Origin of the sequence: Streptomyces sp. NPDC127129 (genome assembly GCF_042671585.1) — a bacterium.
Taxonomy (GTDB): Bacteria; Actinomycetota; Actinomycetes; order Streptomycetales; family Streptomycetaceae; genus Streptomyces.
In genome coordinates this window covers 456,601-478,544 of the sequence record NZ_JBHXTV010000004.1, presented here as the reverse complement: position 1 = coordinate 478,544, position 21,944 = coordinate 456,601, and the positions used below count along the sequence as shown (strand labels likewise).

Here is a 21,944-nt window from a genome sequence, read left to right as displayed (position 1 = left end):
AAGGGAGGGAACGCATGCGTAGATCACTGCTCCGGCGCCTGGGCTCAATGGCCCTGGGGCTGGGGCTCACCTCGCTCGGTCTGCTCGGCGCGGGAGCGACACCCGCACACGCCGACGTACGAGACTGCCCGTCAGGCTACTTTTGCGCCTGGCAGACCAGCAACGGCTCGGGCTCGATGCTCAAGTTCAACTCGGACCGGTCCACCCTGGGCACCTGGGCCGGCAAGTTCAGCCTGGTCATGAACCGCACGTCAAAGCTGGCCTGCCTCTACCAAAAGCCGAACTACGACGTCTCGGCGAGCTACACCTACGTGGAGAGCGGCTCTCTGCTCAGTCTGAGTGAAGGCCGCAATATCCAGTCGGTGAGGTTCGCGGCTTCGCTCCAGGACTGCGACCCTCCGCCTCCTCCGCCACCGTTTCCCCACTGGACCACCACGGACACCTCGCCCCGCCTGTCCGGCTTCGGTGACATGAACGCCGACCGCAGGGCGGACGTTCTGGTCCGTGATCCCGCCGGACGCCTGTGGTTCCTGCCGGGCGATCAGACCGGACGGATCATCGGTACGGGAGGCTGGAACGCGTTCAACGCCCTCGTCCGGCACGGTGACTTCAGCGGTGACGGCCGGGAGGACGTCATCGCTCGCGAAACCGCCACCGGAAAGCTGTGGCTCTACCCAGGCAACGGCACGGGGGGCCTAGTGACTCGGAGACTGATCGGCAGCGGTGGCTGGAACGGGATGAGCCAGATCGCGGCGGTCGGTGACCTGTCCGGCGACAACCGGTCCGATCTGATCGCCGTCGAAAAGGCCACAGGCAGGCTGTGGCTCTACCCCGGCAGCGCAACCGGAGCGCTCGGCGCGCGGACGCTGATCGGCAATGGTGGCTGGAACGGCATCAACGCCCTGGTAGGCGTTGGAGACATGAACAGCGACGGGCGTCCCGACCTCTACGCCCGGGAAGCCGCGACCGGCAAGCTCTGGCTCTACCCGGGCAGGATGGGCTCCCTCGGTGCCCGCATCCTGGTCGGCAGCGGCGGCTGGAACAACGTCCGCTTCATCGTGGCTGTCGGCGACTGGTCCGCCGACGGCCACCCGGACCTACTGGCCGTGTACAACCACGATCGGTTCTACCAGTACGAGGGCCTTGGCACCGGCAGAATCGGCCCGGGCTACATGACCAACAACTGGCCCGCCCGAAACGGGACCTTCTGACCCTTTGCACCGGCTCGCGTACTGAGCCGCTGGGCCCCATCCGACTGCGCGCACCCTGGTCGTGCGCGCACTCGGCGCTTTCGACACCCGTTTCTCCCGCGGCCGCCGTCACTCAGGCCGGTAGGCAGAGCGGCAGGGCGCAGCACGCGACATGGGTACAGACGGCCTGCTCGGGCTCGGACAGCTGTGCCTTACGTTCGCCGGGGGTGCCAGTGATGCCGATCCCGAATTTTCCTCACAACTACTCTTCGCCCCAGTTGGTTCACGGAGTGAACCAACTGGGGAACGCGAGGAGCGAGAGTGGACGTGACGTGGTTGCTCTTCGACGGGTGTCAGAGCTGTGGGGGATGATCGGGCCATGCTGCAGGCAAGAGACGAGCACGGTCGTCAAGTGTGGTGAGCAGCTCGTTCTCATCGGGGGCGGTGTGCTGCTGGTGTGGCTGCTCTTGACGGGGCTGGTCAGGTTCCTCGCCGCTCACCCGTGGATTCCGGTCGTCCTGGTGCTGTGCGCGAGCGGTGCGGTGGCCGCCTGGGTGGTCAAACGGCAGCGGGCAGCGCAGTGGGAGCGGGTGCGGTCGCAGGGGCTGCCGTACGCGGTGACGCAGCTGGATGCGCTGCATCATCGGCAGTTCGAGCACGCGGTGCGGGACCTGATGCACCGCGACGGATGCGCTGACGCCGTGCAGGTCGGCGGTGCCGGGGACAGCGGCGCGGATGTGAAAGCGACCGACCCGTTCGGGCGGCGGTGGGTCATCCAGTGCAAGCACCGCCGTGGCGGATTGGCCGTGGCCGCGATCGGTACGCCGGACCTGCAGGTCCTCAACGGCACCGGCCGCCCCGTCCACGGGGGCGACGTTGTCGTCCTGGTCACCAATGGCAGGTTCACCAAGCCGGCGGTCGAGTTCGCCCGCGACCAGCGGCTGCACCTGGTCAACCGCGCGGTGCTTGCCGAATGGGCCAGCGGCTCCAGACCTCTGTGGGAGCTCCTGCGGGCGGTACCACCCCCTCGCCGGCCCACACCCCTGTCCTAGACATCACCCGAAGACGGCATGGTGCCTCGGGCCCGGGTCATAAGGCGCCGTAGCCGCGCCCGCCGAACTGACGGTCGGCGGGCCCGCGACAGTCAGGTCATCGATCGCAGTTGGTCCAGTTCACTGCCGATCGCATCCCGCAGCAGGTCGTGCTGCGGACCAAGCCTGAACTGCTCGTCGCTCCACCGTTCACGCGGATAGAGCCACACCGGAGCACCCACCACATCGGCCGGCTCCCACTCGAACCGAGGCCAGACATGCGCATGCAGGAACGGGTCCGTGTTCCCCAGGATCTCCAGGTTCACCCGGCGGAAAGCCGGATCCAGCCGCCGACAGGCACGCTCGACCGCTTCGCCGAGCTGGTCCATGTCAGACAGGAATGACAGCCGTTTCGCCCTCGGCAGGTCCGACAGCCGCTGCACATCCGGTTCGTCCACGAGCAGGACCGAGTAGCCCGGCAGGAACTGAACGTCCCCGATCACCGCGAACCCCGACGTCAGCCGTCGCAGCACGGTCGGGTTCTCGCCCCTCAGCGCAGTCCCGATCCGGTCCCTCCGCCAGTCACCAGTCATGGCCAAAACCTACATTCTGGTGATCAAAGACCGCTCTTCGATCCCCATCCCCCACACAGTTCAACGACCAAGCAAGTGGAGCGAGGAGCGGCGGGGCCCCGGACGTTTTCAAAGATCCCCATCAAGGCGGCTCCAACCGACTTGAGCAGGGATTTCCGGCCTCCATATTGGCGTGTGGAAGCCGCGGCAGGCCGCCGTCCCCGAGACGGCGGCCTTCGCCGTACCCCGGCACACCGCAGTAACCACCAGGACGCCGCTGACGATCCCGGCCCGCGTAGATCAGTGCCGGGGCAGGGTCGGGTGCGATCAGCACCGGCCACCGGTTCGGTCACAGAGATAGTCAAGCAGACACCAGGCCTCCCCAGCCCGCCACCGACTCACTTCACGCCGAGTCGGGCGCTCAGAGAAGGAGCAGGACAAGCCCCCACCTCCGCCGACGTGCAGGAGGTGGGGGCTCTGTGCTGCCTCGCCGGCCTCGGCCGGTCCGGATGCATCCCGGACCAGCCGAATCCACGCCGCTAGCACAGCGCGGGCTCGGTCCAGGCGTACAGGAGCTTCTTCGACGGCCCCGACGGCGTTACCGATGTGGAGATCGTGCCGGTGAAGCCTGGGGAGTGGCCCCGGCCCGCGCGGTCCGCTGAAGGAGGAAGGCATGCCCAGGCGGCACAAGCACACGTCGACTGATGTCGCCCCCGGGACGGTCACCCTGTGCGCCACCCGGGAACTGCCCGGCGGGCTCCAGTGGGCGCACCTGCCCGTCCACCGGCAGCTCTGGGCCGAGGAAGGCGTGCGAGAGGGCTTCCGTGTCCGCGTGAGGCGCACGGTCGGCGACACCGCGGCGCCGGTCGAGGTCATCGAGGGCGGGTAGGCTGGCGGAGCGGCCGTACGCGGGCACGTGCGATCACCGCCAGGGTCTGCATAGCCTGTGGTCACACCGCCAGGGGGCCTGGAGGAAGCGATGCCCGGTCGAACCATGTGGTCCGGAGCCGTGTCGTTCGGCCTGGTCACTTCTCTGAACCAGTAATCAAGGTCCGTTGAAGCAGTCGGCAAACCTGTGGCACATGCGTACCGTCTCGGGCCAGGATGCGGCTATGCGTGACATCAGGAGCGATCCCGAGTTGCAGGATCTGGTTCGGCGGTTCGTCACGCCTGATCGGCGATACCTTCGTTTGGGCGGGAGCGTTTTCCGGTTGAGCCCGGTCGAGCGCTCCGCGTTTGTTCGGGATCTGGCTCAGGCTTCGTACGAAGTCACTCCGGCGGAGCTCGGCGTCCTCTTCGAGGGTGGATGGCGCGAGCGCAAGACCGCCGCCTGGATGGTCGCTGTGGCCCACAGGTCCGAGTTCCGCGAGCTCATAGGCCAGCTCCTACTGGCCAGCGAGGGGCCGTACGCGGGCACGGCATACTGCGTCGCCCTTGCGAGGTTCGGTACTGCAGCGGACGCCGAACTCCTCAGTGCATACCTCGATCACTACTTGTCGCGTCCCGACCTCGACTACGACCAGGCAGTCGTCCTTGGGACGCTCCTGTACCTCGATGAGATGCTCGGATCCGGCTACGCAGCACGGTTCCTCGCCCCGGGCGGCCCCTGGGGTCGATGGCTCGATGTCCGGGCCGTGGCGGCCCTCGACCCGCAAAAGGGCCAGCAGGCTGTGCAGCAACTTTGCGCGTTCGTCGACGAGACCGCTGAGGTCTTCGCCTCGCTGGATTCCGGTAGCTGATCATGACCGAGCGAGACATCATCCTCAACGAACTCGCCCAAGGCCTGCGCCCGATGGCACAGGGCATCGAGTGGTTCGACACCCACGGCCCGAAGGAGCAGGCCGAGATACTCGTGTTCCTGCGCCATCACTGCGTCCAGGCCCGCGCCGTCACCGAAGACGGCCCTGAGAGCATCCGCCGTGCCGGGCTGCGCCCGACGCACACACCTGCGGTTCTGATCACCCGCGGCCCGATCGACCAGCAACTGGGGAAAATCGTCGGCCTCACCCCTGCCGATGAGCGCCGCAAGGCGTTCCGGCTGCTGGTCGCGGTACTCGCGGTCGCGGACGAACGGCGCCGCGAACGCTTCTGCTGCGGCGGATGCGGTCACTGGTGGCACAACCTACCCATGGCCGACAGGTGACCGTCGCCCACCGGTCCGGGTCGACGTGCGCCTTCAACTGGGCAAAGCCGACCGGGTCACGAGCTGCCTCGACGACCCGCAGACTGCTGCGGTGGCCGACGAGCCACTGCAGAGACAGACGCACCACGTCCGCACTGGCCAAGGCCAGCAGCCCGCTCTGCACGGTGCCCCGCCGCGTCACGCCGGTGGCCGACGCGACCCAGATGTGGCCCTCCTCGCCCCACCGACGAGGGCAGGCCGCCGCAGGGGATGCCTCCCACCGTTCCTGCTAGCTCGTTCCGGGAAATCCGGACAGCCACATCAGGATGGGCGCGAGCCCCCGCGACCCGGTACCAGCGGGTGGTCCTGTCAGCCCTATCGAACGGCGGTCCTTGTACAGCAGCGAGAACCTCGTCGACGGGTCTGCACGTCATGGGCCACTGCGTCCCGGCCTCGCGGGCAGGGAACCGGGCGCGTGCTTGTTCCAGTGGACCGCCTGCGGCCCGGGGAACAAGCGGGCGCTCGCCGGGGCCGGCCGGCGACGTGCCGGCCAGGTGCCGAATGCGGGCCTTCACCAAGATCCTCCGAACAGATCGTCAAGAACCTGAGTCCGGTATCCGGCTGCGGGCATCGCCGGGAGGCGTGCCAGCCGCTCCCGCCGGACGTGGTGCGCGCGTACGGCCTCGACGATCTCGTCGCGGCCTGCGGGGACGTAGATCTGGGTGGTGGTCAGGTGGGCGTGGCCGAGGATCCACTGCACGTCGGTCAAGGCCGGCTTCGCACCCAGGACTGTCCGGCGGATCATGTCCGAGCCGCTGCGTCCGGCGCGGGACCTCGCCGAGTTGCCGGATCGTCTCGACACCGACGTTCTCGTGGATGCCGCGGGCGGTCCGGCGCAGAAGGGACGCGGCCGACGACATCGACTGGCTGGTGTCGGTCGCCTCGACGATCGTGCGAGCCCGCCAGCACGTCATGGAGGGCTTCCGAGGGCACCTCGGATCGGTCACCATGGACGTCCGTCGGAGATCCGAGGGTGGGGATGAGCGAGGGTGAGAACGTTCTGGACGGGCAACGGAGCAGGCCGGAGCAGGTCGGCCCCGCCCCGTGGCTGGCGCTGGCCTGTCTGGTCGGGCTGCTTCTGGCCTACGTCGTACTGACGAACTTCACCGCAGAGCTGCGGGCGGCGCTGTGGGGCGAGCCCGGCAGCGTGACCGAAGCCGACTGCCGGACGTACGACAACACTGTGGCCAATGCGGGAACGTCGACGTCCTGCTCGGGCGCCTTCACCCCTGACGACGGCGGCTCGTCGTTAGACGTCCCCGTCGAGGGCGACATCGATTCGCAACCGGTCCGCGCGTGGCTGGTGGACGGTGTATCCGGCACCGCGTACGTCTCGCCAACGGTGTGGGCGGGGGTGCTCTCGGTGGGGTTGTCCTTCCTCCTGGCCGGTATCCCGGCGGCGGTGACGGTGAAGCGCGTGCGCCGCTTTCGCGCACAACGCCCTAGCGAACCGCGTTACGGATCAGACCCAGAGTCGAGTGCGTGATCGACGGCGAGCACGACGGGTTCAGCAAGCACATCACCTGGCTCGACATCGACAAGCCGGGCCTGTGGCCATGGAAGCGGCCCGCCCCCGCCAAGTCGCGCGCTCATCCTTGGCCTCGCCGCCGACTGGGGGCGAAGCTGCGCCCCGCTCCGCTCGCCCGTGTGTACGGCGGACTCAGTGGGCGCACCTGCCTGTGAAACGATTCCTATGGGCCTATGAGGAGCTGCGCGAGGGCTTTCGGGCTCGCGTGCGACGCACGGTTGGCGACCCGTCCGCGCCGGTCGAGGTCATCGGTGGCGTGTAGCGCGGCTGCGGTCGGACCTGCGCAACCGCGCTCAGCGACGGCCACTCACATTCCTAGACTCGTGACTCCTTGCCCTCCACCGCGTCGGCACAGCCTGTAATCCAGTCCTGCCGGACCAGATCAAAGTCCGGGTCGGAAAGGTCGGTGCTTCGAAGCAGCACATCGCACCGGGCTTCCACGGTCTCGCGCTCTTCGTCGCTCGGCGGCAGGTACGCCCCTCCGAACGCGTCGTATCCCTTCCGATAGCTCTGCTCATCCACGGCCGGCGCGCTGCTGCACCCGGTCAGCAGGAGCGCAGCTAGTAACGTGGCCGACGCGATCCGTCCCAAGGTTCCCCTCCCATGCGGGTCCAAAAGGGCAGCGTAGGGCGGACCATCGACAGTCAGGCATTGAACGCCTAGGAAGCGGTCCACCGATCCAGGCATCCCTCACCTCGTCGCGTGCAATCACGGTGAAGGTCTGCATAGCCTGGCGTCCGACCCGCCAGGGGGTCCTGGCATGCCGCTCCCCACCGCGAAGGCCATCGAGATCGCCGCGTTCGTCCCGTGGGAAGCGCGCGGGTTCCCAGAATCCTGAACGTTGGTAAGCCGGAACCTGCGCGCCAGTCGATGGCTTGTGGTGGTCCCACGCGCGGGTTCCGGCCTACTGATGGTTTCAGAAAGACATCGTCGGGACTCCTTCGTGCTCCACGGCGGGTCAGATCCAGCGGAAGTTGGTGTCGTCGAGGGTCGGCAGGAGGGCCAGGGCCGCGTCAAGGGGTGCGGTGGGAGTAGCCAGCTCGACGAGCGGAACTGGCGGGAACAGTGCCTTGTCGGCCGTGTCCTTGTAGTGGCTCCAGGCGAGGTGGCCGGCGCCAGCAGTGTCGTCATGCTCGACGGTGCGCAACCGAGCGCGGGTGGAGTTGTCGATGTGGACGCGAAAGACAAGATGGAGTTTGCGAGGCGGCGTGGAACCGGGGCGGGCAACCATGGCGTCCTGGATCCAGGTCAGATGCGGAACACTGCCCGCATCTGTGAGGTCCAGGCCCAGTTCTTCGTCGAGTTCACGCGCGAGGGCCTGATGGATAGGCTCGCCGGGTTCGACGTTGCCACCCGGCAGGGTGTACTGGTCCTGACCGTCCTTGATGCGGTGGATGAGGGCGATCTCTTCGCCGTTGAACAGGGCTGCGGCGACGCGGATCTTGATACGGGTGAACGGCTCGGCAGAAGTCACTGAGGGGTTTCTCCTTTGCTTGGCGAGGTGCTGTGGGATCCCCTGGCAAGGCAGCGCAGGGCTAGCCCGCAGGCCAACGTGGGTTCGGCATGCCGTCATCGCATGTGCGCCCGCCGCCAGATCTCGTTCCAGCCGTACGGGATGTCCGGCACGAGCCGGTGACGCTGCCCGCACGGACATGACGCCGGCGCCCACGCGCACCCACGACAAAGCTCGACCGAGCCGTGCCCGGTCGAGTTCGGCTCCAGCGGTCTCTCGTCCCCGCAGGCTGGGCAGCCGGGGGGCTCGGCGCCGTCCAGAATCGCGTTCTGTCGCCGGACGTACTCAGGCAGCCGCAGCGACGGATGGCGAAACGGGTCTTCGTACCAGGCGCGGTTCGGGCCCTCCCACCAGCTCCGCAGCCACCACGGTCGCGGGTTCACTACAGCCCGCCGCGCCGCCCGCTTCTCCGCCCGGCGTTGCGCGGCGTACTCCTCCGCCCGCGCGAGCCACAGCACCCGCGCCTCATGCAGTTCCTCCACCGCCCGCACCAGCGCGTCCGGGTCCCCTTCCAGCCGCCGGGGGATCGCGGCGCTGAGCGTGAGGTGGTGGTATGTCGCCCGCAGGCCGTAAGGAGCAAACTCGGTGAGGCACGTGCGCAGCGCGCTGTGCCGCCGGTGGAGGGGGAGCCGGGCGTCGTGCACGCGCGCCCGGTGGGTCAGGAAGCTGGTCACTCTGTGACCTCTAGGTCCAGTGCCCGGGCCAACGCGGCCGTGACGGCGGCGGCGTGTGTCGGCAGGTGTTGTTCGGCCCAGGTTCCAGCGAGGCTGAGGAAGCCCTGCAAATCCTGCTGGGCGCCCGCGACGAGCCTGCGTGCCTGGTCTACCGACAACTCAATCACCGGGCTGCCGTCCGTCCCGTAAGCGTCGAACGTCAGCCTGACAATGTCGCCAACGCGTTCGGCCACCGACGACGGATCGTGGCCGAAGTAGGAGCAGCCGGTGCCGTCGAGCACCTCCAGCCAGTCCCGCCAGGTCTCCAGGCCATTGCAGCAGCCCGGCTCGACGAAGACGGTATCGGTGGCATTCTCGGTCACCCGGAACCCTCCGGCGGCGAAGAGCCCCCGCATCGTGAGCAGCCCGTGCAGGAATGTGCCGAGCGGGCCGGTCGGGCACGGCCCGTGCTCCTCCTCCGGCTCAAAGTCGTTGCAGTCGGCAATCTGCATAACCGCTGTGCCGACCTCCGCCGAAGTCAACTCCCCGTTCAGCACAAGGTAGCCATACGATTCGTGCTCGCCAACCGGCCAAAGCGCGAAGTCGTCGGCGGCGGAGATCTCCAGAACGGGTTGCATCACAATCACATGGGGATGATGCCGGACCCACTGCTCCACCGCCACGGCCTTTCAGCTGGCATCGGGCTCGGAGAGGGCCCGCTGCCTGGGCAGTTTCGCGGTGCGCTCCGGGTAGGCGGCGCCGACGGCACTCACTGGCAAATGTCGTCGACGCCTACCCGGGCAGCTTGCTGGTGCGTTCGGGGTGGGCGGCGGTGACGTAGCGTATGGCGGCGCTGTCACCGATCCCGAACAGGCGCACGAGATGCAGTGGATCGGCTCTTGTGCGGGCTTCGTCGAGGATCCGGTCCTGTCGAAGCACGTCCAGACTCAGCCCCTTTCGGGCTTGTCCTTGCCAGGCTGCTCTGGAGCGGCGGAACACCGGCCCGCCATCCGGTACGGCCGTGTCCCTGCACGAAACTGTGCCCCACGGCGACAGCCTGGACGCGAGGATCCTGCTGCGTTCCGTACCGAGGCACCCTACGCCTCACGCCGGTCCACGTCTTGTGTCCCTGGCTGGAGAGAAGAAGGCAGGGACGGCTGGCTCGTAGCGCCCACCTAATCCAAAAGCGGGTGCCCAAGACCGGCGACGTCCGCGCCTTCGGGCTCCATGGAAACCCGCGCGGAGCGTCCGGCCGGCCACCCGCTGGCCGTCGAGGTCGGCTACGGGATCTTCGCCCACCGCGACGAGAGCTTCGAGGCGGAGTGGCCGCCGGGGTGACGGGCGTCAGCCAGACCATGCGGACCACGGCGGAGGGACGCCCGCCGTACTCTACTGACGCTTCGTCTCGAAGCACGTTTCAGGAAGAGGATGTATATATGGACGCCCAGTTGAGACTTGCAGCGATAGCGGAACTTGCCACAGCGTGCCCCAAGCCTCCGGAGGGGGAGCTTCAATGCCCCTGCAACAGCTACTGGCGAGGGGGCATGGAGGCATGGCCCTGCCGCCTCACTCAGATCGCCAACTTCATCAGGGAGCACAGCCAGTACCCCGACGCCACCAGGGAAACCGCAGCCGACCTACTCGCCACCATGTCGACGGGACCGGACGGAGAGCGGCTCCCTCCCTGTCGGCACCCTGGGCCGGACAGCTGGACCATGCTCCCGCAGGGCGGCTCCTTCTGCTCACTGCCGCGCGGCCACTCGGGGAAGCACTGGGAATCGGGTGCGCCGCGGCCCTGGAGCAATAGCGACGATTAGGTGTGAGGCAGGGCGGGCGGCCGGCCAATTGGCGAGGTCGCCCGCAATCCGGTCGAACAGCCGGTTGACGCGGCCGGCGGCGGCCTTGAGGCCGCGCAGGCCTGGGCCTGGTGAGGGTGGGCGGCCGTCCTATCGCCGGGGCAGTCGAGGATGCGGGCGACTTCGTCCTGGTCCCGGACGGTGCGGGCGACGGAGAGCGCCAGGTGGCCGTCGGCCGTCGCGGGATCTGCGGGCGCGGCCGCCGTAGCGATGCCAGCGAATCCGGCAGCGATGACGGCTCCGGCAAGAACGGTGATGATCTTGGGCAGGCCGGCCCAACGCCGCCGCAAGCGCGTGGTCACCCCACTCGACCAGGGCACGCACTCCCCCACCCGCCGTCCCGTGAACCGTCACACAACCCAACCCGCCCGACCCAGCCCACCCCTCACACAGGAACAGCGAAACCCATGACAGCCAGCAACCAGACCTGCCAACCGCCCCACAACAGCGGCTCGGTCACCCACACCCCCGTCCCCCACCCACTACCAGAACATCCGCATCACGAGCCCGCTGACGCCCACCCACCGCCACCCCACCACCCACTCACACCACGTGGCCGGACAACCACCAGTCCCGGGCCCGCAGGTTCCTCGAACGACCGCCCACCGCTTCCAACTTCCATGACACGCCAGGGAACTGGGCCCGCCAGACCGATGGTCACCACCTGCGGCGCGATCGCCGCCTTGGCTCTCACACCCTGCGCGGATGAAGGCGCTCTATTGTGGCCGTGATGTGCTGAATACTTGTCCGGTGCAAAGGGAGAGACTGCCGTGACAGAGGACATGGACTGGACCGACTGGGCGGAGCGGCTCTCGGAGGACGGGCAGCGCATATCGCGGACGCGGATGGGCGTGCGGATCGCCACAACGGACTGGGGGCGAAAAGTGCTCCGGCTGAGGCTGGAGCGGCTGACCTACCACCAGGCGGACGGCGTACGCCGGATCGAAGCGCCCCGCATCTTCCAAAGCCAAGCCGGGAGGGCTACGGGATGCGAGATCATCACGCCGGGGAAGCCCCGCAGATTCATATCCTTCGGCCCCCCAGGCCGAATCAAGCTGGACGACGGCGTGGGGTTCTTCGGCTACACCGAACTTGACGACGGCGAATACATCGCGCGCCTGGAAGAAGACGCGACCACCAACTGGACCATCGGCCGCGAGTACATCAGGGCTCCCTTGCCGCCCTACCAATTCACATTCACCATCAAGGGCAGCGCACCAGAAACGGCCAAGCCCCGCCCCGAGCCCTCAGGCTACGACCCCGACGACGATCCCTACCGCCCCTCCTTGTGGTAACCGACGAACCTGCTCCGCGGCCGATCCAGGGACAGGCATCCGCCCAGCGATCTCACCAGGCCAACCACCCGCGCCAGGACCCAAAACCCCGCGCGGGAAAAACACCGCATCAGCCCAGGAACTCGTAGGGCCTGTCCGGTCGATCACGTGACTGCTTCGAGGTGGCCGGCGGTTTCGATGCCGAGCCGCCGGTCTTCGGCGAAATGGGACACCTCGCGCGACCAGGCCGCGGCTCGTGGCTCACCAATCGCAGGTGTGGAACGTGCAGAGGCGGACCTCGACGACGCCTGGGAGCCCCTCGATCTGCTCCCTGAGCCTGTCCTGGCTCTGGCCCTCTGGGAAGCTTTCGGGCATGCCCACGTGAAGCTTGAGCAGCCCGGCCCTCTCGCCCACCTGGATCCGAGTGGCTCCGAAATCGCGCAGCCGTTCCTTGCGCTCATTGAACTCCCGGTCGTAGAACCGGCTGGTGGTGTCCAGGGTCGCGTTGAAGTACGGGGGCGGTTCGTTCTCCGGGTCCGACGGGAGGACGATCAACGCGAAGGCGAACGCGCCTGCGAGGGGCACGGTCACCACGCACCATGCACCTGGTCGGTTGTCGGCGTCCACAAAGGCCGCAACCAGCAGCAACAGCGCAGCTGGAATAAACAGGAACATGCCGATGACGGCACCGATCAGCGCCCAGGCCAGCAGGCCCGTCCCAATGACGAGACAGGCCCGGGCAAATACCTTCGGCCGCTCTCGCACCAACAGCGGCACGCAGGCCGCCGCCGCGCTGACAACGAAGAGCCCAGCCAAGAACACAGAGAGCAGCAGCCCCAAGACCGACGCAACCCCAGCCGCAACAACCCCCGCCACAGCCCAAGCCTGCTGCCGGGCGGACACTCCATGGCTATCCTTCACGACGCCCCCCTTGAACGCGTTCAATTGAACGCGTTCAACATATCGCACAGACGGTGCGGCACAAGCTTCTTGCCGGGTCTGCCCGACCTGATCCCGGGGACGGGAACTGAGGGGTCACATGACCGGCCGGACAGGTCCTCGAGGGGACGGAGGCCGCGCGCACGGCGTCCGGGGCATGCGATCACAGCGGCGCCGTACCTAGCCTGGGGGCCCGACCGCCAAGGGGACCTGAAGGTACGCATGCCCGCCGGCCGATCGATGTGGTCCGGAGCCGTCAGCTTCGGTCTCGTCACTCCTCTGAACTAAGGAGATGGGCCCCAACCCAAGCTTCAGCGGGCAGGCTCACAACCTGCCCGAATCCCTGAGCTGGCGAAGGGCCATGATCTGTCGCTCCTGGCAGCTCCGGCCCAAGCCAGCTTCAGCTACCTCACGCCGTCACCGACCTCAGCACCAGTACGCTGCACGCCAAATGGCTAGGTAGCAAACACCCTGGGGCGGGACATGGAAGATCGTGAGCGGTTCACCCTGCTGCGGATCACTGGCAAGTACGGCGGCAGCGTGGCCATTGAACTCGATGAATCCGGAGCGGCCGGCATTCCGGACACCAGCGGCGAGCTGATGGTGCAAAACGACTTCGTGGCCGGACTGACTCACACCTACGTCGAGCCGTACGACCTCGCACCCTGGGAGCATGTGCTGGACGAGGTCGAGGCCGGCCGAGACGCGGTGTGGCGCGAGCACGCCCGAGTAGCCGAGATTGGCATCCAGCTCGTCGAGAGGGAAGACGACCAGGACCAAATCACTGTCACGGTCGCAGACCAGCAGACAACACGGGTGGCCATCAGCCTGGAAGTGAACCGCGGTTGGATCGACGAACAGCGTGACCTGCTCCACGCAGTCCGCAAGGCTTGGGAGTGCGTGCACCCGACCGCGCTGCGATAGCTACCTCGGTACAGCAGCGGAGTACCGCAACCTCTCAGCGACCCCAGGCCGACCGTGACCGGCGCAGCGGGACGCTTACGTGGCTCCTTTGCCCAGCAGCGTCCGATCTCTGACCTGAGAGTTCGCGCAAGTCGATTCAGTCAACACGCCCATCCCCGTGAAGCTGGAGCCGGCGACCGGGCCGCACAGCATCAGCTTCAACCAGGTCCACCTGGAGGACGGCGGCCGGATCCGCTACCGCAAGGTGTGCGAGATCGACGGCAAGGAACTCACCCAGGACGAGATCAGCAAGGGCCACGAGATCACTAAAGACCAGATCATCCCCATCACGGACACCGACCTGGCGGAGATGCCGCTGCCCACGGCCAAGTCCATCGAGATCGTCGCGTTCGTCGACCGTGAAGTGCGCAGGTTTGCGGATTCTCGAAGCCCTTCATGAGGCAACTCGTGCATAGGCCCCCGCTTTTCGTAGGTTCGATGAACGAGTTCAGAGCGTTCGGCGGAACCTGAAGTCCGGAAGCTGTGGCGACGTGGGAAGCCGTTCGGTGCCGGACTGATGCCACCCTGCGGCTTCCAGTGAGATCCAGCCGGTCCGTGACGTGCCCGGCAGGAGCGGTTACCGGGCGGGCATCCCGATACGTCGCATCCATGCCTCGACTTCGGTGTCGGCGTCCTTGACCTCTTCGCCGCGTACTGCGAGACCCTCGGCGACGGTCGCGCCGCGGCAGGAAGCGGCGTAGTCGCGTTCGGTGGTGCCCAGGCCGCTCATGGCGTAGGTCGTGACGGGGTGGACGGTCTTGCCACGGAAGTCGAGGGCTTCGGCGAACGTCGTCATGATCATGGGTGCTCGGACGTTCCAGATGGGGCTGGCCAGGAGGATGGTGTCGTAGCCGTCGAGGGAGGGCAGGCGGCCTTCGATAGCCGGGCGGGCGTCGGCTTCCTACTCGCGGACGTTGCGCTTCACGGTCGCGTCGTACTCGCGCGGGTAGGGGACGACGGCCTGGATTCGGTAGGTGTCGCAGGCGATGCGGCCGGCGATCTTTTCGGCGAGCACCTCGGTGTTGCCGACCTTCAGGTCGGTACGCCCGCCGTAGTAGTAGTTCTCGCCCGGGCGAGAGAAGTAGGCCAGCAGGACTTGCTTCACGTTGCTTCTGGTCGTCGTGGCGGGCTGGGAGGGGGTGGGGGAGGCGGGTGGCGGTGAGGACGGTGAGCAGCTGGCCAGGTGGGGCGCGCTCAAAGCGGCGGCTGCTGTCAGCACCGTGCCGCGCAGAACGGTGCGTCGGCTCGGCAGGGCGGTGTGGTGCTGTGGCGTGATCATGGTGGACGGCTCCCGGTGCGCCGTGAAGAGAGTTAGGCCGGGCGGAGGCCCCCGGCGTCCGGGGCGCTCGCGGCCGACAAGGGGTGTCTTGCCTTCAGTTGTCCAGTCGGCGCCCGGCGAGCCAGGTGACCATCTTGGGGTCGTGGTGGTCGAAGAACAGGGAGCTGCCGGTGTCGAGGGTGGCGATCTGGGCCATCTGCTCGTCGGTGAGCTCGAAGTCGAAGACGTCGATGTTCTCGGCCATGCGCTCGGCGCGTACGGACTTGGGGATGGCAATGACGCCGCGCTGGGTGAGCCAGCGCAGGACGACCTGGGCGACGGACTTGTCGTACGCCTTGCCGATCTCGGCGAGCAGCGGGTTGGTGAACAGGTCGTTCTTGCCTTCGGCGAAGCCGCCCCAGGACTGGATCTGCACGCCGTGCTCGCGCATGAGGTCCTGGTAGTCAGCGCGCTGGAAGAAGGGATGGGTCTCGATCTGGTTGACCTGCGGGGTGATCTCGTTGTTGACGATCAGGTCGATCAGCCGGTCGGGGTAGAAGTTGGCGACGCCGATCGCCTTCGTAAGGCCCTCCCGGTGGAGCGCCTCCATGGCTCGCCACTGGCCATAGACGTCACCGAAGGGCTGGTGCATCAGGTACAGGTCAAGGTGGTCCAGGCCCAGCTTGGTCAGGGACGTCTCGAACGCGCGGCGGGTGTTGTCCTGGGCGGGGGCGTCCTGGACCCACAGCTTTGTGGTGACGAACAGGTCCTCGCTCGCGATGCCGCTGGACTTGATGGCGCGGCCGACGGCTTCTTCGTTGCCGTAGGCGGCGGCAGTGTCCAACAGACGGTAGCCGGCGGACAGGGCCTCGGAGACGGCGCGCTCGGTGTCCTCGGCGGGGATCTGGTAGACGCCGAAGCCAAGGAGCGGCATCCGGGTGCCGTTGTTGAGGGTGACGGTCTGCATGAGCGGGATGTCCTTCACTGGTGGGCGGGGGCGGGTGGTCAGGGGCGGAGGAGGGCCTTGAGGACCTGGCGGTCGGCCATGGCCCGGTAGGCGTCCGGCGCCCGGTCGAGGATGTATTCCTGGTCGAAGACACGGCCGGGGGTGATGGCGCCGTCCAGTACGTCGGGCAGCAGCTGCTCGATGTAGGCGCGGGCGGGGCTGGCGCCGCCGGTCAGGGTGATGTTGCGCATGAACTCGGCCGGGCCGGTCGGTCCCTGCTCGTACTGGGGGACGCCCAGTCGGCTGATGGTGCCGCCGTCCAGGACCGCCCCGAGCGCGGTGTCGAGTGCCTGGCGGGTGCCGACGGCCTCGATGACCTTGTCCACGCCGCCGGTCAGCTCGCGGATCCGGGCGATGCCCTCCTCGCCGCGCTCGGCGACCACGTCGGTGGCGCCGAACTCACGGCCCAGGCCGGTGCGGGCCTCGTGGCGGCCGGCGAGCACGATCCGGTCGGCCCCCAGCCGCTTGGCGGCGATCACCGCGCACAGGCCGACCGCGCCGTCCCCGACCACCAGCACCGCATCACCGCGGCCGACGCCGGCCGTGACGGCGCCGTGGTGGCCGGTGGCCATCACGTCGGACAGCGCGAGCAGCGACGGCAGCAGCGCGGAGTCGGCGGCCACCGGCAGCTTCACCAGGGTGCCGTCCGCGTGCGGGACGCGGACGGCCTCGCCCTGGCCGCCATCGACACCGTCGAAGCCGTACCGGCCGCCGTTGCGGCAGGAGATGTGCAGGCCCTTGGTGCAGTAGTCGCAGGTGTTGTCGCTGTAGGTGAACGGGGCGACGACCAGGTCACCGGTCTTCAGGCCGGTCACGTCCGAACCGGTCTCCTCGACGACGCCGAGGAACTCGTGCCCCATGGGGCGGCCGTCGCCGGTGGCAGGCATCAAGGCGTAGGGCCACAGGTCGCTGCCGCACACGCATGAGGCGACGACGCGGACCACGGCGTCGGCGGGCTGGACGATCTTGGGGTCGGGCCGTTCCTCGACGCGGACGTCACCGGCTCCGTACATCACTGCTGCACGCATCAGGGGTTACTGCTCCAAACGGGGGTCGTGCCGGGGGCTGGGTGTCAGCGTTCGAGCATCCGGGCCTGGGCCTCGGTGTGGGTGTCGCCGGCCGCGGGCGGCAGGCTGGAGAGCCGGTCGAGCTGCTCGGCGGTGAGCGTGACCGTGTCGGCGGCGGTGTTCTCCTCGACCCGGCTGACGCGCTTGGTGCCGGGGATCGGGGCGATGTCGTCGCCCTGGGCGAGCAGCCAGGCCAGCGCCACCTGACCGGGCATGGCACCGGCCTCGTCAGCCAGGGCCTTGACCTCGTCGGCCAGCGCCAAGTTGTGCTGGAAGTTCTCGCCCGTGAAGCGCGGGTTGTCGCGACGGAAGTCGTTCTCGTCGAACTGCTCGGTGGAGCGCACGGTGCCGGTCAGAAAGCCGCGGCCCAGGGGGGAGAACGGCACCAGGCCGATGTTCAGCTCCCGCAGGACCGGCAGGACCCGGTCCTCGATACCCCGGGTGAACAAGGAGTACTCGGACTGGACCGCGGTGACCGGCTGGACGGCATGGGCCCGGCGGATCGTGTCCGGGCCCGCCTCGGAGAGGCCGAAGGCGCGGACCTTGCCCTGGTCGATCAGCTCCTTCACGGCGCCGGCGGTCTCCTCGATCGGCGTGTTCGGATCGACACGGTGCTGGTAGTACAAGTCGATGTAGTCGGTACCCAGCCGGTTCAGGGAGCCCTCGACCGCGGAGCGGATGTTGGCCGGGCCGGAGTCCAGGTTCCACGCACCGTCGCCGCCGTGCGAGACCAGGCCGAACTTGGTGGCCAGCACCACCTTCTCCCGGCGGCCCTTCAGCGCCCGGCCGAGCAGCTCCTCGTCGGTGTAGGGGCCGTAGATCTCGGCAGTGTCGATCAGCGTGACGCCCAGCTCAAGGGCTCGGAGCACGGTCCGGATCGACTCCGCGTCATCGGTGCCGGAGCCGGTGTAGCCGTGGGACATGCCCATCGCACCCAGCCCGATCCGGGAAACCTCCAGGTCACGCAGCTTGATGTACCGCATCTCGCCCTCTTTCGATCATGGTGTCGCCTGGTCCCTCACTCTTTCCCGGCCCGGCAGACCGTGCCCGCCGAAGTCGGGCGGAGCGAAGAGACCGACGTCTTCCTCATCAACCGTCGCCCGCATTGCTCCGGCGTGGCAGGGCGGGCTCTTCGGGGGTAACGGCAGGGCCCCCCTCCCATCTGCACGCCACGCGCCGAGCGGGTCAGACTGGAGCCGGCATCCCAGAGCGCGAACAGCGAGGGCGCCGAGCTGGGCCACTTCCTGCGCGCCCGCCGCACCCAGACCGACGACGTACGCCGGTTCGCCCGGATGCGTTACCCAGGTTCGAATCCGGCGGCGACTGCTCCTCACCACAGACCGCACGCCGGACCATCCGGCCTAGGAAGCCCGCTTCCGCGCGGCCTTCTTCGCCGTCGTCTTCCTGGCGGTCGTCTTCTTCGCGGCGGTCTTCTTGACCGCGGTCTTCTTGACCGCGGTCTTCTTGACCGCGGTCTTCTTCTTCGGCTTGGGCATCCTGTGCACCGTGGCGTGCCCGCCGTCACCAGTCTCGCCGCGGGACGCCTTGGCCTTGGCCACCGACTCCTCCAGCGCGGCCTTGAGGTCCATGACCTGGCCGGCCGGCGCACCTTCCGCGCCTTCGGGGGCCGCCGGTGCGCGGTGCTCGGCCTTCGCCTCGATCACCTCGACCAGGGCGTCCCGGTACTGGTCGATGAGCTCCAGCTCGTCGAGGCGGTCCACGGACAGGGCCTCCATGAGGGCCATGGCCTCCGCGAGTTCCTTGTCGGTCAGTTCCACGGTGTCCGGTGCGAGCTCGCCGGGGTCTCGCACCTCGTCGTCCCAACGCATGGCGTGGAGCAGCAGCGCGTCGCCCTAGGGACGCAGGAGGCGAGTCGCTCGCGGCCGCGGAGGGCGAACTTCGCGACGGCCACCTTCTCGTTCCTGCCCAGGGCCTGGCGCGTTGGCCTGCGTCGCGGAAGCCGACACGCATGGCAATGGGGCAGTGACGCCAGGTCAGATGTGGCAAATCGACCCCGACCAAAACCGCCCGACCCGGCTCCTGGAACGCCTCCCGGCGCACCGCCGGTCCCACCGCACTCGGAGCACCTGCTCCAGATCCCAGCGCGATCTTGGGTTCGTTGCGGGAGAGGATCTCGTCGGCGGCCGGGGAGGACGGGGCCGGAACTGTGGCAGTTGTTCGGCGTGCAACTGCTTGAGCATTGAGCGGGCTAAAGACCCAAGGAGGCCCCGACGGCGTCACCAGCCGCCTGTGGACCTGAACAGCGGATCTCGGCGGGCACAGGCGGTGAATGGGGCGACGCATACACCGCCCCCACCATCCAGGGACCGGACCGTGTACCGGCCTCTGCTCCGCGCCCGGCAGCAGAGACCCCTTGATTCAGCCATGGACCAGTGGTCTTGACGACGGCGGGCAGCGTCTCCGTCCGTCCCGCGCCGAGTCGCCCACCGCTCCGCGGCCGGGTGTGTGGATTGTTTCGGCCCGTACGGATGCCGCTTGGGCCATGCCTGGCCGACATCCGCCGGTGTCCGCGTGCACTACTGCTGCTCGACGCGCGGTCAGGCCGGGTGTGCCGGCACCTCGCGCCACAGCGCTAGTGACGGCCGTTCGGCCGCGTTCAACATGCTCGACTGGTTCGCTGCGGGTTTCGTCGTACGGGTGATGCCCGGATGTGCGGGCTCGACTCAGTGGAGATCTACATGCGCAAGGCAGTTCTCGCGGTGGCGCTCGCCGCCGCCCTGTCCGCCGCCGTTCCGGCAATGGCCGCCGACAACGAACCTCACGACGATGGCCGCAAGGGCCTGAAGGTGACGGGCCTGACCCAAGACCAGCGTCTGGTGCAATTCCGCACCAACACTCCCGACAGGGTTTCCTCCAGCGGTACGGTCTCCGGCCTCGTCGGCGACACCCGGCTGGTCGGCATTGACTACCGAGTGCAGAACGGCCGGCTCTACGGTGTCGGCAACGCCGGCGGCGTCTACACCCTGAACACCAGCAGCGCCGCGGCAACGAAGGTCTCGCAGCTGAGCATCGCCCTCCAGGGCACCGACTTCGGCGTGGACTTCAACCCGGCCGCCGACCGTCTCCGGATCATCAGCGACACCGGCCAGAACCTGCGCCACAACGTGAACGTCGCCACCGGCGGAACCCTCGCCGACGGCACACTCACCACACCGCCCGCCACCACACCCACGCTCGGCGTGACAGGCGCCGCCTACACCAACAACGACCTCGACGCGGCCACGGCCACCAGCCTGTTCGACATCGACACCACAGGCGACCGCGTCGTCCTTCAGTCCCCCGCCAACTCCGGTACTCTCGCGCCCACCGGAAACCTGGGCGTCAACGCCGGCCCCAGCGCTGGATTCGACATCTACTTCTCGCCCAGGGAAGGCACCAACTGCGGCTTCGCGGCCCTCGCCGCAGCCACTGGCGGGTCCCACCGCTTCTACGAGGTCAACCCGCTCACAGGAGCAGCGCGCGACGCCGGGGCCTTCCCCGCGACCCGGCAGGTCTTCGACATCGCCCTGCCCCTGAACCAGACCTAGACCACGGCCATCGCACCGATCCGGGTGAGTCGCGCCGTGCACATCGCGTGACTTGCCCGGCCACATGCGTCGCCCGCGGGACGGCTTCCGCGACCTTTTCAGTGAGGGCCCTGGCCGGCACGGCGTGTACGTTGGCATCCGGCCCACTCGGTGCCCCAAGCAGCACCCTGCCGGTCGTGTGTGTTGCATGTGGGCCTGTGTTGCATCAGGCTTCCGGGTCGAGGCGGGCGAAGACTACGAGGTTCTCGGTGTAGTCCCTGGCGATGCGGTCGTAGGCGCCGGCACAGGTGATCAGGCGCACGAGAGCGGAGGATGTGTCGGCATAGACACGCTGGTCTGGGAACTCGTCCTTACGGAAGCTCTCCACCGAATCAACGACGAAGGCGGCGGTGGTGCCGTCGGCGCGCCTGACTGCGAAGCGGTCGCCGGCTTCGAGTTCGGCGAGCCTGGCGAACACGGCCGGGGAGGTCGCGGTGTCGAGATGTCCCGCGATGAGCGCGGTGCCCTGCTCGCCCGGCGTGATCCCGGAAGTCTGCCAACCGACCAGGTTCGTCTCGTTTGCGGGTGGAGGATCCAGTGCGCCGGACGGGCCAATCTCAAGTCCGGTGAACGGGGCGTCGACCCCGATCTTCGGGATCGTCAGGCGTGTGGGGGCCGACCGCGGCATCGTCGGATTCAGCGGCTTGGCCGGCGGGCGGTCCTGATGTGCCGCAGAAGGCGCGGCCGCCGGAGCATGCTTCGCCGCTGTAGCCCCCGCGGGTTCGGACACTGGGGCCGTGTCCAGGCCTGGCAGGCCAGGGCCGACGACGAGGTAGAGCCCGAGCAGAAGCAACGTCCATACTGCGGCGGCGATTGACCAACGGCGGATGCGCCCAGAGCGGACAATGCCCAGGGAGGGGTTTGGTCGGTACGGCACCGGGGGCCTTTCGACGGTCGGGGCGGCTGGTCAACGGGGGCAAGGCGGGACACGGGAGCACCTGAGGCAGGTGCTCCCGCATCTGGGACGGCTACGCAGCGGTGCCGGCTGCCTTCCTGCGGCGGTAGAAGGCGAACGCCGCGATTCCGCCGGCGAGTACCACAGCACCGGTCACGTTCGTGCCGGAGCTCGCGAGACCGCCGCCTCCGGTGTGCATGCCGCCCTTCGGCTTCTCATGGGTGTAGCCGCTCTCCTTGCCCTTGTCCTTCTCCTTGTCCTTGGACCAGTCGTCGGCGTTGACGAGGGAGAGAGCACCGGAGCCGGTGTGCATGCCACCCTTCGGCTTGTCGTGATCCTTCTTGTCCTTCGACCAGTGGTCCTCGCCGACCAGCGACAGCGCACCCGAGCCGGTGTGCATCCCACCCTTCGGCTTGTCATGATCCTTCTT

The 21,944-nt window shown here is 68.1% G+C and carries 24 protein-coding genes and 3 pseudogenes; 11 read left to right on the top strand and 16 right to left on the bottom strand.

All coding sequences use genetic code 11. The features are described from left to right. Positions 1-47 precede the first annotated feature (47 nt). Both ACFVGW_RS10780 and ACFVGW_RS10775 read left to right on the top strand, forming a co-directional pair. Entirely contained in the window at positions 48-1,211 is a 1,164-nt protein-coding gene (locus ACFVGW_RS10780) for an FG-GAP-like repeat-containing protein (protein WP_385851689.1), read from the top strand. A 347-nt stretch (positions 1,212-1,558) separates the two neighbouring features. After that, on the top strand, positions 1,559-2,242 hold the full coding sequence (locus ACFVGW_RS10775; protein WP_385851726.1) for a restriction endonuclease: 684 nt from the start codon (positions 1,559-1,561) through the stop codon (positions 2,240-2,242). 92 nt (positions 2,243-2,334) lie between these two features. On the opposite strand, the gene ACFVGW_RS10770 is transcribed toward ACFVGW_RS10775, so the two are convergent. Next, positions 2,335-2,814 (bottom strand): HIT family protein, encoded by a 480-nt coding sequence (locus tag ACFVGW_RS10770; protein ID WP_385851688.1) that lies wholly within the window; start codon positions 2,812-2,814, stop codon positions 2,335-2,337. A gap of 652 nt (positions 2,815-3,466) precedes the next feature. Here ACFVGW_RS10770 and ACFVGW_RS10765 point away from each other — a divergent pair. From ACFVGW_RS10765 to ACFVGW_RS10755, 3 genes are all read left to right on the top strand, one after another. Next, entirely contained in the window at positions 3,467-3,682 is a 216-nt protein-coding gene (locus ACFVGW_RS10765; protein ID WP_385851687.1) for a hypothetical protein, read from the top strand. Positions 3,683-3,905: 223 nt separating this feature from the next. Further along, positions 3,906-4,532, top strand: a complete 627-nt coding sequence (locus ACFVGW_RS10760; RefSeq protein ID WP_385851686.1) for a DUF6000 family protein — start codon at positions 3,906-3,908, stop codon at positions 4,530-4,532. A 2-nt stretch (positions 4,533-4,534) separates the two neighbouring features. Then, positions 4,535-4,936, top strand: a complete 402-nt coding sequence (locus ACFVGW_RS10755; protein ID WP_385851685.1) for a DUF5958 family protein — start codon at positions 4,535-4,537, stop codon at positions 4,934-4,936. A gap of 550 nt (positions 4,937-5,486) precedes the next feature. On the opposite strand, the gene ACFVGW_RS10750 is transcribed toward ACFVGW_RS10755, so the two are convergent. After that, on the bottom strand, positions 5,487-5,684 hold the full coding sequence (locus ACFVGW_RS10750; protein WP_385851684.1) for a hypothetical protein: 198 nt from the start codon (positions 5,682-5,684) through the stop codon (positions 5,487-5,489). A 270-nt stretch (positions 5,685-5,954) separates the two neighbouring features. Here ACFVGW_RS10750 and ACFVGW_RS10745 point away from each other — a divergent pair, with 270 nt between their 5' ends. Then, positions 5,955-6,461, top strand: a complete 507-nt coding sequence (locus tag ACFVGW_RS10745; RefSeq protein ID WP_385851683.1) for a hypothetical protein — start codon at positions 5,955-5,957, stop codon at positions 6,459-6,461. Then, positions 6,458-6,658, top strand: a complete 201-nt coding sequence (locus ACFVGW_RS10740) for a hypothetical protein (RefSeq protein WP_385851682.1) — start codon at positions 6,458-6,460, stop codon at positions 6,656-6,658. Before ACFVGW_RS10745 ends, ACFVGW_RS10740 begins: the two co-directional genes overlap by 4 nt. Before the next feature lie 160 nt (positions 6,659-6,818). Here the strand turns inward: ACFVGW_RS10740 and ACFVGW_RS10735 are convergent, their stop codons facing one another. From ACFVGW_RS10735 to ACFVGW_RS10715, 5 genes are all read right to left on the bottom strand, one after another. Beyond that, positions 6,819-7,094, bottom strand: coding sequence for a hypothetical protein (locus tag ACFVGW_RS10735; RefSeq protein WP_385851681.1), 276 nt, complete (start codon positions 7,092-7,094; stop codon positions 6,819-6,821). Between the two features lie 367 nt (positions 7,095-7,461). Then, on the bottom strand, positions 7,462-7,977 hold the full coding sequence (locus ACFVGW_RS10730) for an NUDIX hydrolase (protein ID WP_385851680.1): 516 nt from the start codon (positions 7,975-7,977) through the stop codon (positions 7,462-7,464). Positions 7,978-8,072: 95 nt separating this feature from the next. Beyond that, positions 8,073-8,690 (bottom strand): hypothetical protein, encoded by a 618-nt coding sequence (locus tag ACFVGW_RS10725; RefSeq protein WP_385851679.1) that lies wholly within the window; start codon positions 8,688-8,690, stop codon positions 8,073-8,075. Then, positions 8,687-9,352, bottom strand: coding sequence for a hypothetical protein (locus ACFVGW_RS10720; RefSeq protein WP_385851678.1), 666 nt, complete (start codon positions 9,350-9,352; stop codon positions 8,687-8,689). The genes ACFVGW_RS10725 and ACFVGW_RS10720 overlap by 4 nt, the downstream gene beginning before the upstream one ends. A 109-nt stretch (positions 9,353-9,461) precedes the next feature. After that, positions 9,462-9,608: a hypothetical protein gene (locus ACFVGW_RS10715; protein ID WP_385851677.1), complete on the bottom strand. Its 147-nt coding sequence runs from the start codon at positions 9,606-9,608 to the stop codon at positions 9,462-9,464. A 1,687-nt stretch (positions 9,609-11,295) separates the two neighbouring features. On the opposite strand from ACFVGW_RS10715, the gene ACFVGW_RS10710 reads away from it, so the two are divergent. After that, positions 11,296-11,820: a hypothetical protein gene (locus ACFVGW_RS10710; RefSeq protein ID WP_385851676.1), complete on the top strand. Its 525-nt coding sequence runs from the start codon at positions 11,296-11,298 to the stop codon at positions 11,818-11,820. Between the two features lie 240 nt (positions 11,821-12,060). Here the strand turns inward: ACFVGW_RS10710 and ACFVGW_RS10705 are convergent, their stop codons facing one another. Then, complete coding sequence (locus tag ACFVGW_RS10705) at positions 12,061-12,744, bottom strand: hypothetical protein (RefSeq protein WP_385851675.1); 684 nt, start codon at positions 12,742-12,744, stop codon at positions 12,061-12,063. A 477-nt stretch (positions 12,745-13,221) separates the two neighbouring features. Here ACFVGW_RS10705 and ACFVGW_RS10700 point away from each other — a divergent pair, with 477 nt between their 5' ends. Together ACFVGW_RS10700 and ACFVGW_RS10695 are read left to right on the top strand one after the other, a co-directional pair. Then, positions 13,222-13,662, top strand: a complete 441-nt coding sequence (locus ACFVGW_RS10700; protein ID WP_385851674.1) for a DUF5959 family protein — start codon at positions 13,222-13,224, stop codon at positions 13,660-13,662. 151 nt (positions 13,663-13,813) lie between these two features. After that, positions 13,814-14,059 (top strand): annotated as a pseudogene (locus ACFVGW_RS10695) (Ku protein); the annotation flags it as partial. Between the two features lie 219 nt (positions 14,060-14,278). Here ACFVGW_RS10695 and ACFVGW_RS10690 read toward each other — a convergent pair. From ACFVGW_RS10690 to ACFVGW_RS10665, 6 genes and pseudogenes are all read right to left on the bottom strand, one after another. After that, positions 14,279-14,584, bottom strand: a pseudogene (locus tag ACFVGW_RS10690) (flavodoxin); the annotation flags it as partial. 18 nt (positions 14,585-14,602) lie between these two features. Beyond that, the gene (locus ACFVGW_RS10685) at positions 14,603-14,980 is read right to left on the bottom strand and encodes a hypothetical protein (RefSeq protein WP_385851673.1); all 378 of its coding nucleotides are present in this window, start codon (positions 14,978-14,980) and stop codon (positions 14,603-14,605) included. Between the two features lie 94 nt (positions 14,981-15,074). Continuing rightward, positions 15,075-15,926: an aldo/keto reductase gene (locus ACFVGW_RS10680; protein WP_385851672.1), complete on the bottom strand. Its 852-nt coding sequence runs from the start codon at positions 15,924-15,926 to the stop codon at positions 15,075-15,077. A gap of 38 nt (positions 15,927-15,964) precedes the next feature. Beyond that, entirely contained in the window at positions 15,965-16,993 is a 1,029-nt protein-coding gene (locus tag ACFVGW_RS10675; RefSeq protein ID WP_385851671.1) for a zinc-binding dehydrogenase, read from the bottom strand. Positions 16,994-17,037: 44 nt separating this feature from the next. Next, positions 17,038-18,015, bottom strand: coding sequence for an aldo/keto reductase (locus tag ACFVGW_RS10670; RefSeq protein WP_385851670.1), 978 nt, complete (start codon positions 18,013-18,015; stop codon positions 17,038-17,040). A gap of 378 nt (positions 18,016-18,393) precedes the next feature. Then, entirely contained in the window at positions 18,394-18,861 is a 468-nt protein-coding gene (locus tag ACFVGW_RS10665) for a hypothetical protein (protein ID WP_385851669.1), read from the bottom strand. 870 nt (positions 18,862-19,731) lie between these two features. Here ACFVGW_RS10665 and ACFVGW_RS10660 point away from each other — a divergent pair. Next, positions 19,732-20,580: a DUF4394 domain-containing protein gene (locus ACFVGW_RS10660; protein WP_385851668.1), complete on the top strand. Its 849-nt coding sequence runs from the start codon at positions 19,732-19,734 to the stop codon at positions 20,578-20,580. A 205-nt stretch (positions 20,581-20,785) separates the two neighbouring features. Here the strand turns inward: ACFVGW_RS10660 and ACFVGW_RS10655 are convergent, their stop codons facing one another. Further along, positions 20,786-21,496 carry a class F sortase gene (locus ACFVGW_RS10655; RefSeq protein ID WP_385851667.1) on the bottom strand — a complete coding sequence of 237 codons (711 nt, stop codon included), beginning with the start codon at positions 21,494-21,496 and terminating at the stop codon, positions 20,786-20,788. Positions 21,497-21,587: 91 nt separating this feature from the next. Next, positions 21,588-21,944 (bottom strand): annotated as a pseudogene (locus tag ACFVGW_RS10650) (hypothetical protein); the annotation flags it as partial.

Coding starts and splice junctions, on each gene's coding strand:
- ACFVGW_RS10780 (WP_385851689.1), top strand. CDS start 48: ATGGCCCTGGGGCTGGGGCTCACCTCGCTCGGTCTGCTCGGCGCGGGA.
- ACFVGW_RS10775 (WP_385851726.1), top strand. CDS start 1,559: ATGATCGGGCCATGCTGCAGGCAAGAGACGAGCACGGTCGTCAAGTGT.
- ACFVGW_RS10770 (WP_385851688.1), bottom strand. CDS start 2,814: ATGACTGGTGACTGGCGGAGGGACCGGATCGGGACTGCGCTGAGGGGC.
- ACFVGW_RS10765 (WP_385851687.1), top strand. CDS start 3,467: ATGCCCAGGCGGCACAAGCACACGTCGACTGATGTCGCCCCCGGGACG.
- ACFVGW_RS10760 (WP_385851686.1), top strand. CDS start 3,906: ATGCGTGACATCAGGAGCGATCCCGAGTTGCAGGATCTGGTTCGGCGG.
- ACFVGW_RS10755 (WP_385851685.1), top strand. CDS start 4,535: ATGACCGAGCGAGACATCATCCTCAACGAACTCGCCCAAGGCCTGCGC.
- ACFVGW_RS10745 (WP_385851683.1), top strand. CDS start 5,955: ATGAGCGAGGGTGAGAACGTTCTGGACGGGCAACGGAGCAGGCCGGAG.
- ACFVGW_RS10700 (WP_385851674.1), top strand. CDS start 13,222: ATGGAAGATCGTGAGCGGTTCACCCTGCTGCGGATCACTGGCAAGTAC.
- ACFVGW_RS10685 (WP_385851673.1), bottom strand. CDS start 14,980: ATGATCACGCCACAGCACCACACCGCCCTGCCGAGCCGACGCACCGTT.
- ACFVGW_RS10680 (WP_385851672.1), bottom strand. CDS start 15,926: ATGCAGACCGTCACCCTCAACAACGGCACCCGGATGCCGCTCCTTGGC.
- ACFVGW_RS10675 (WP_385851671.1), bottom strand. CDS start 16,993: ATGCGTGCAGCAGTGATGTACGGAGCCGGTGACGTCCGCGTCGAGGAA.
- ACFVGW_RS10670 (WP_385851670.1), bottom strand. CDS start 18,015: ATGCGGTACATCAAGCTGCGTGACCTGGAGGTTTCCCGGATCGGGCTG.
- ACFVGW_RS10665 (WP_385851669.1), bottom strand. CDS start 18,861: ATGCGTTGGGACGACGAGGTGCGAGACCCCGGCGAGCTCGCACCGGAC.
- ACFVGW_RS10660 (WP_385851668.1), top strand. CDS start 19,732: ATGCGCAAGGCAGTTCTCGCGGTGGCGCTCGCCGCCGCCCTGTCCGCC.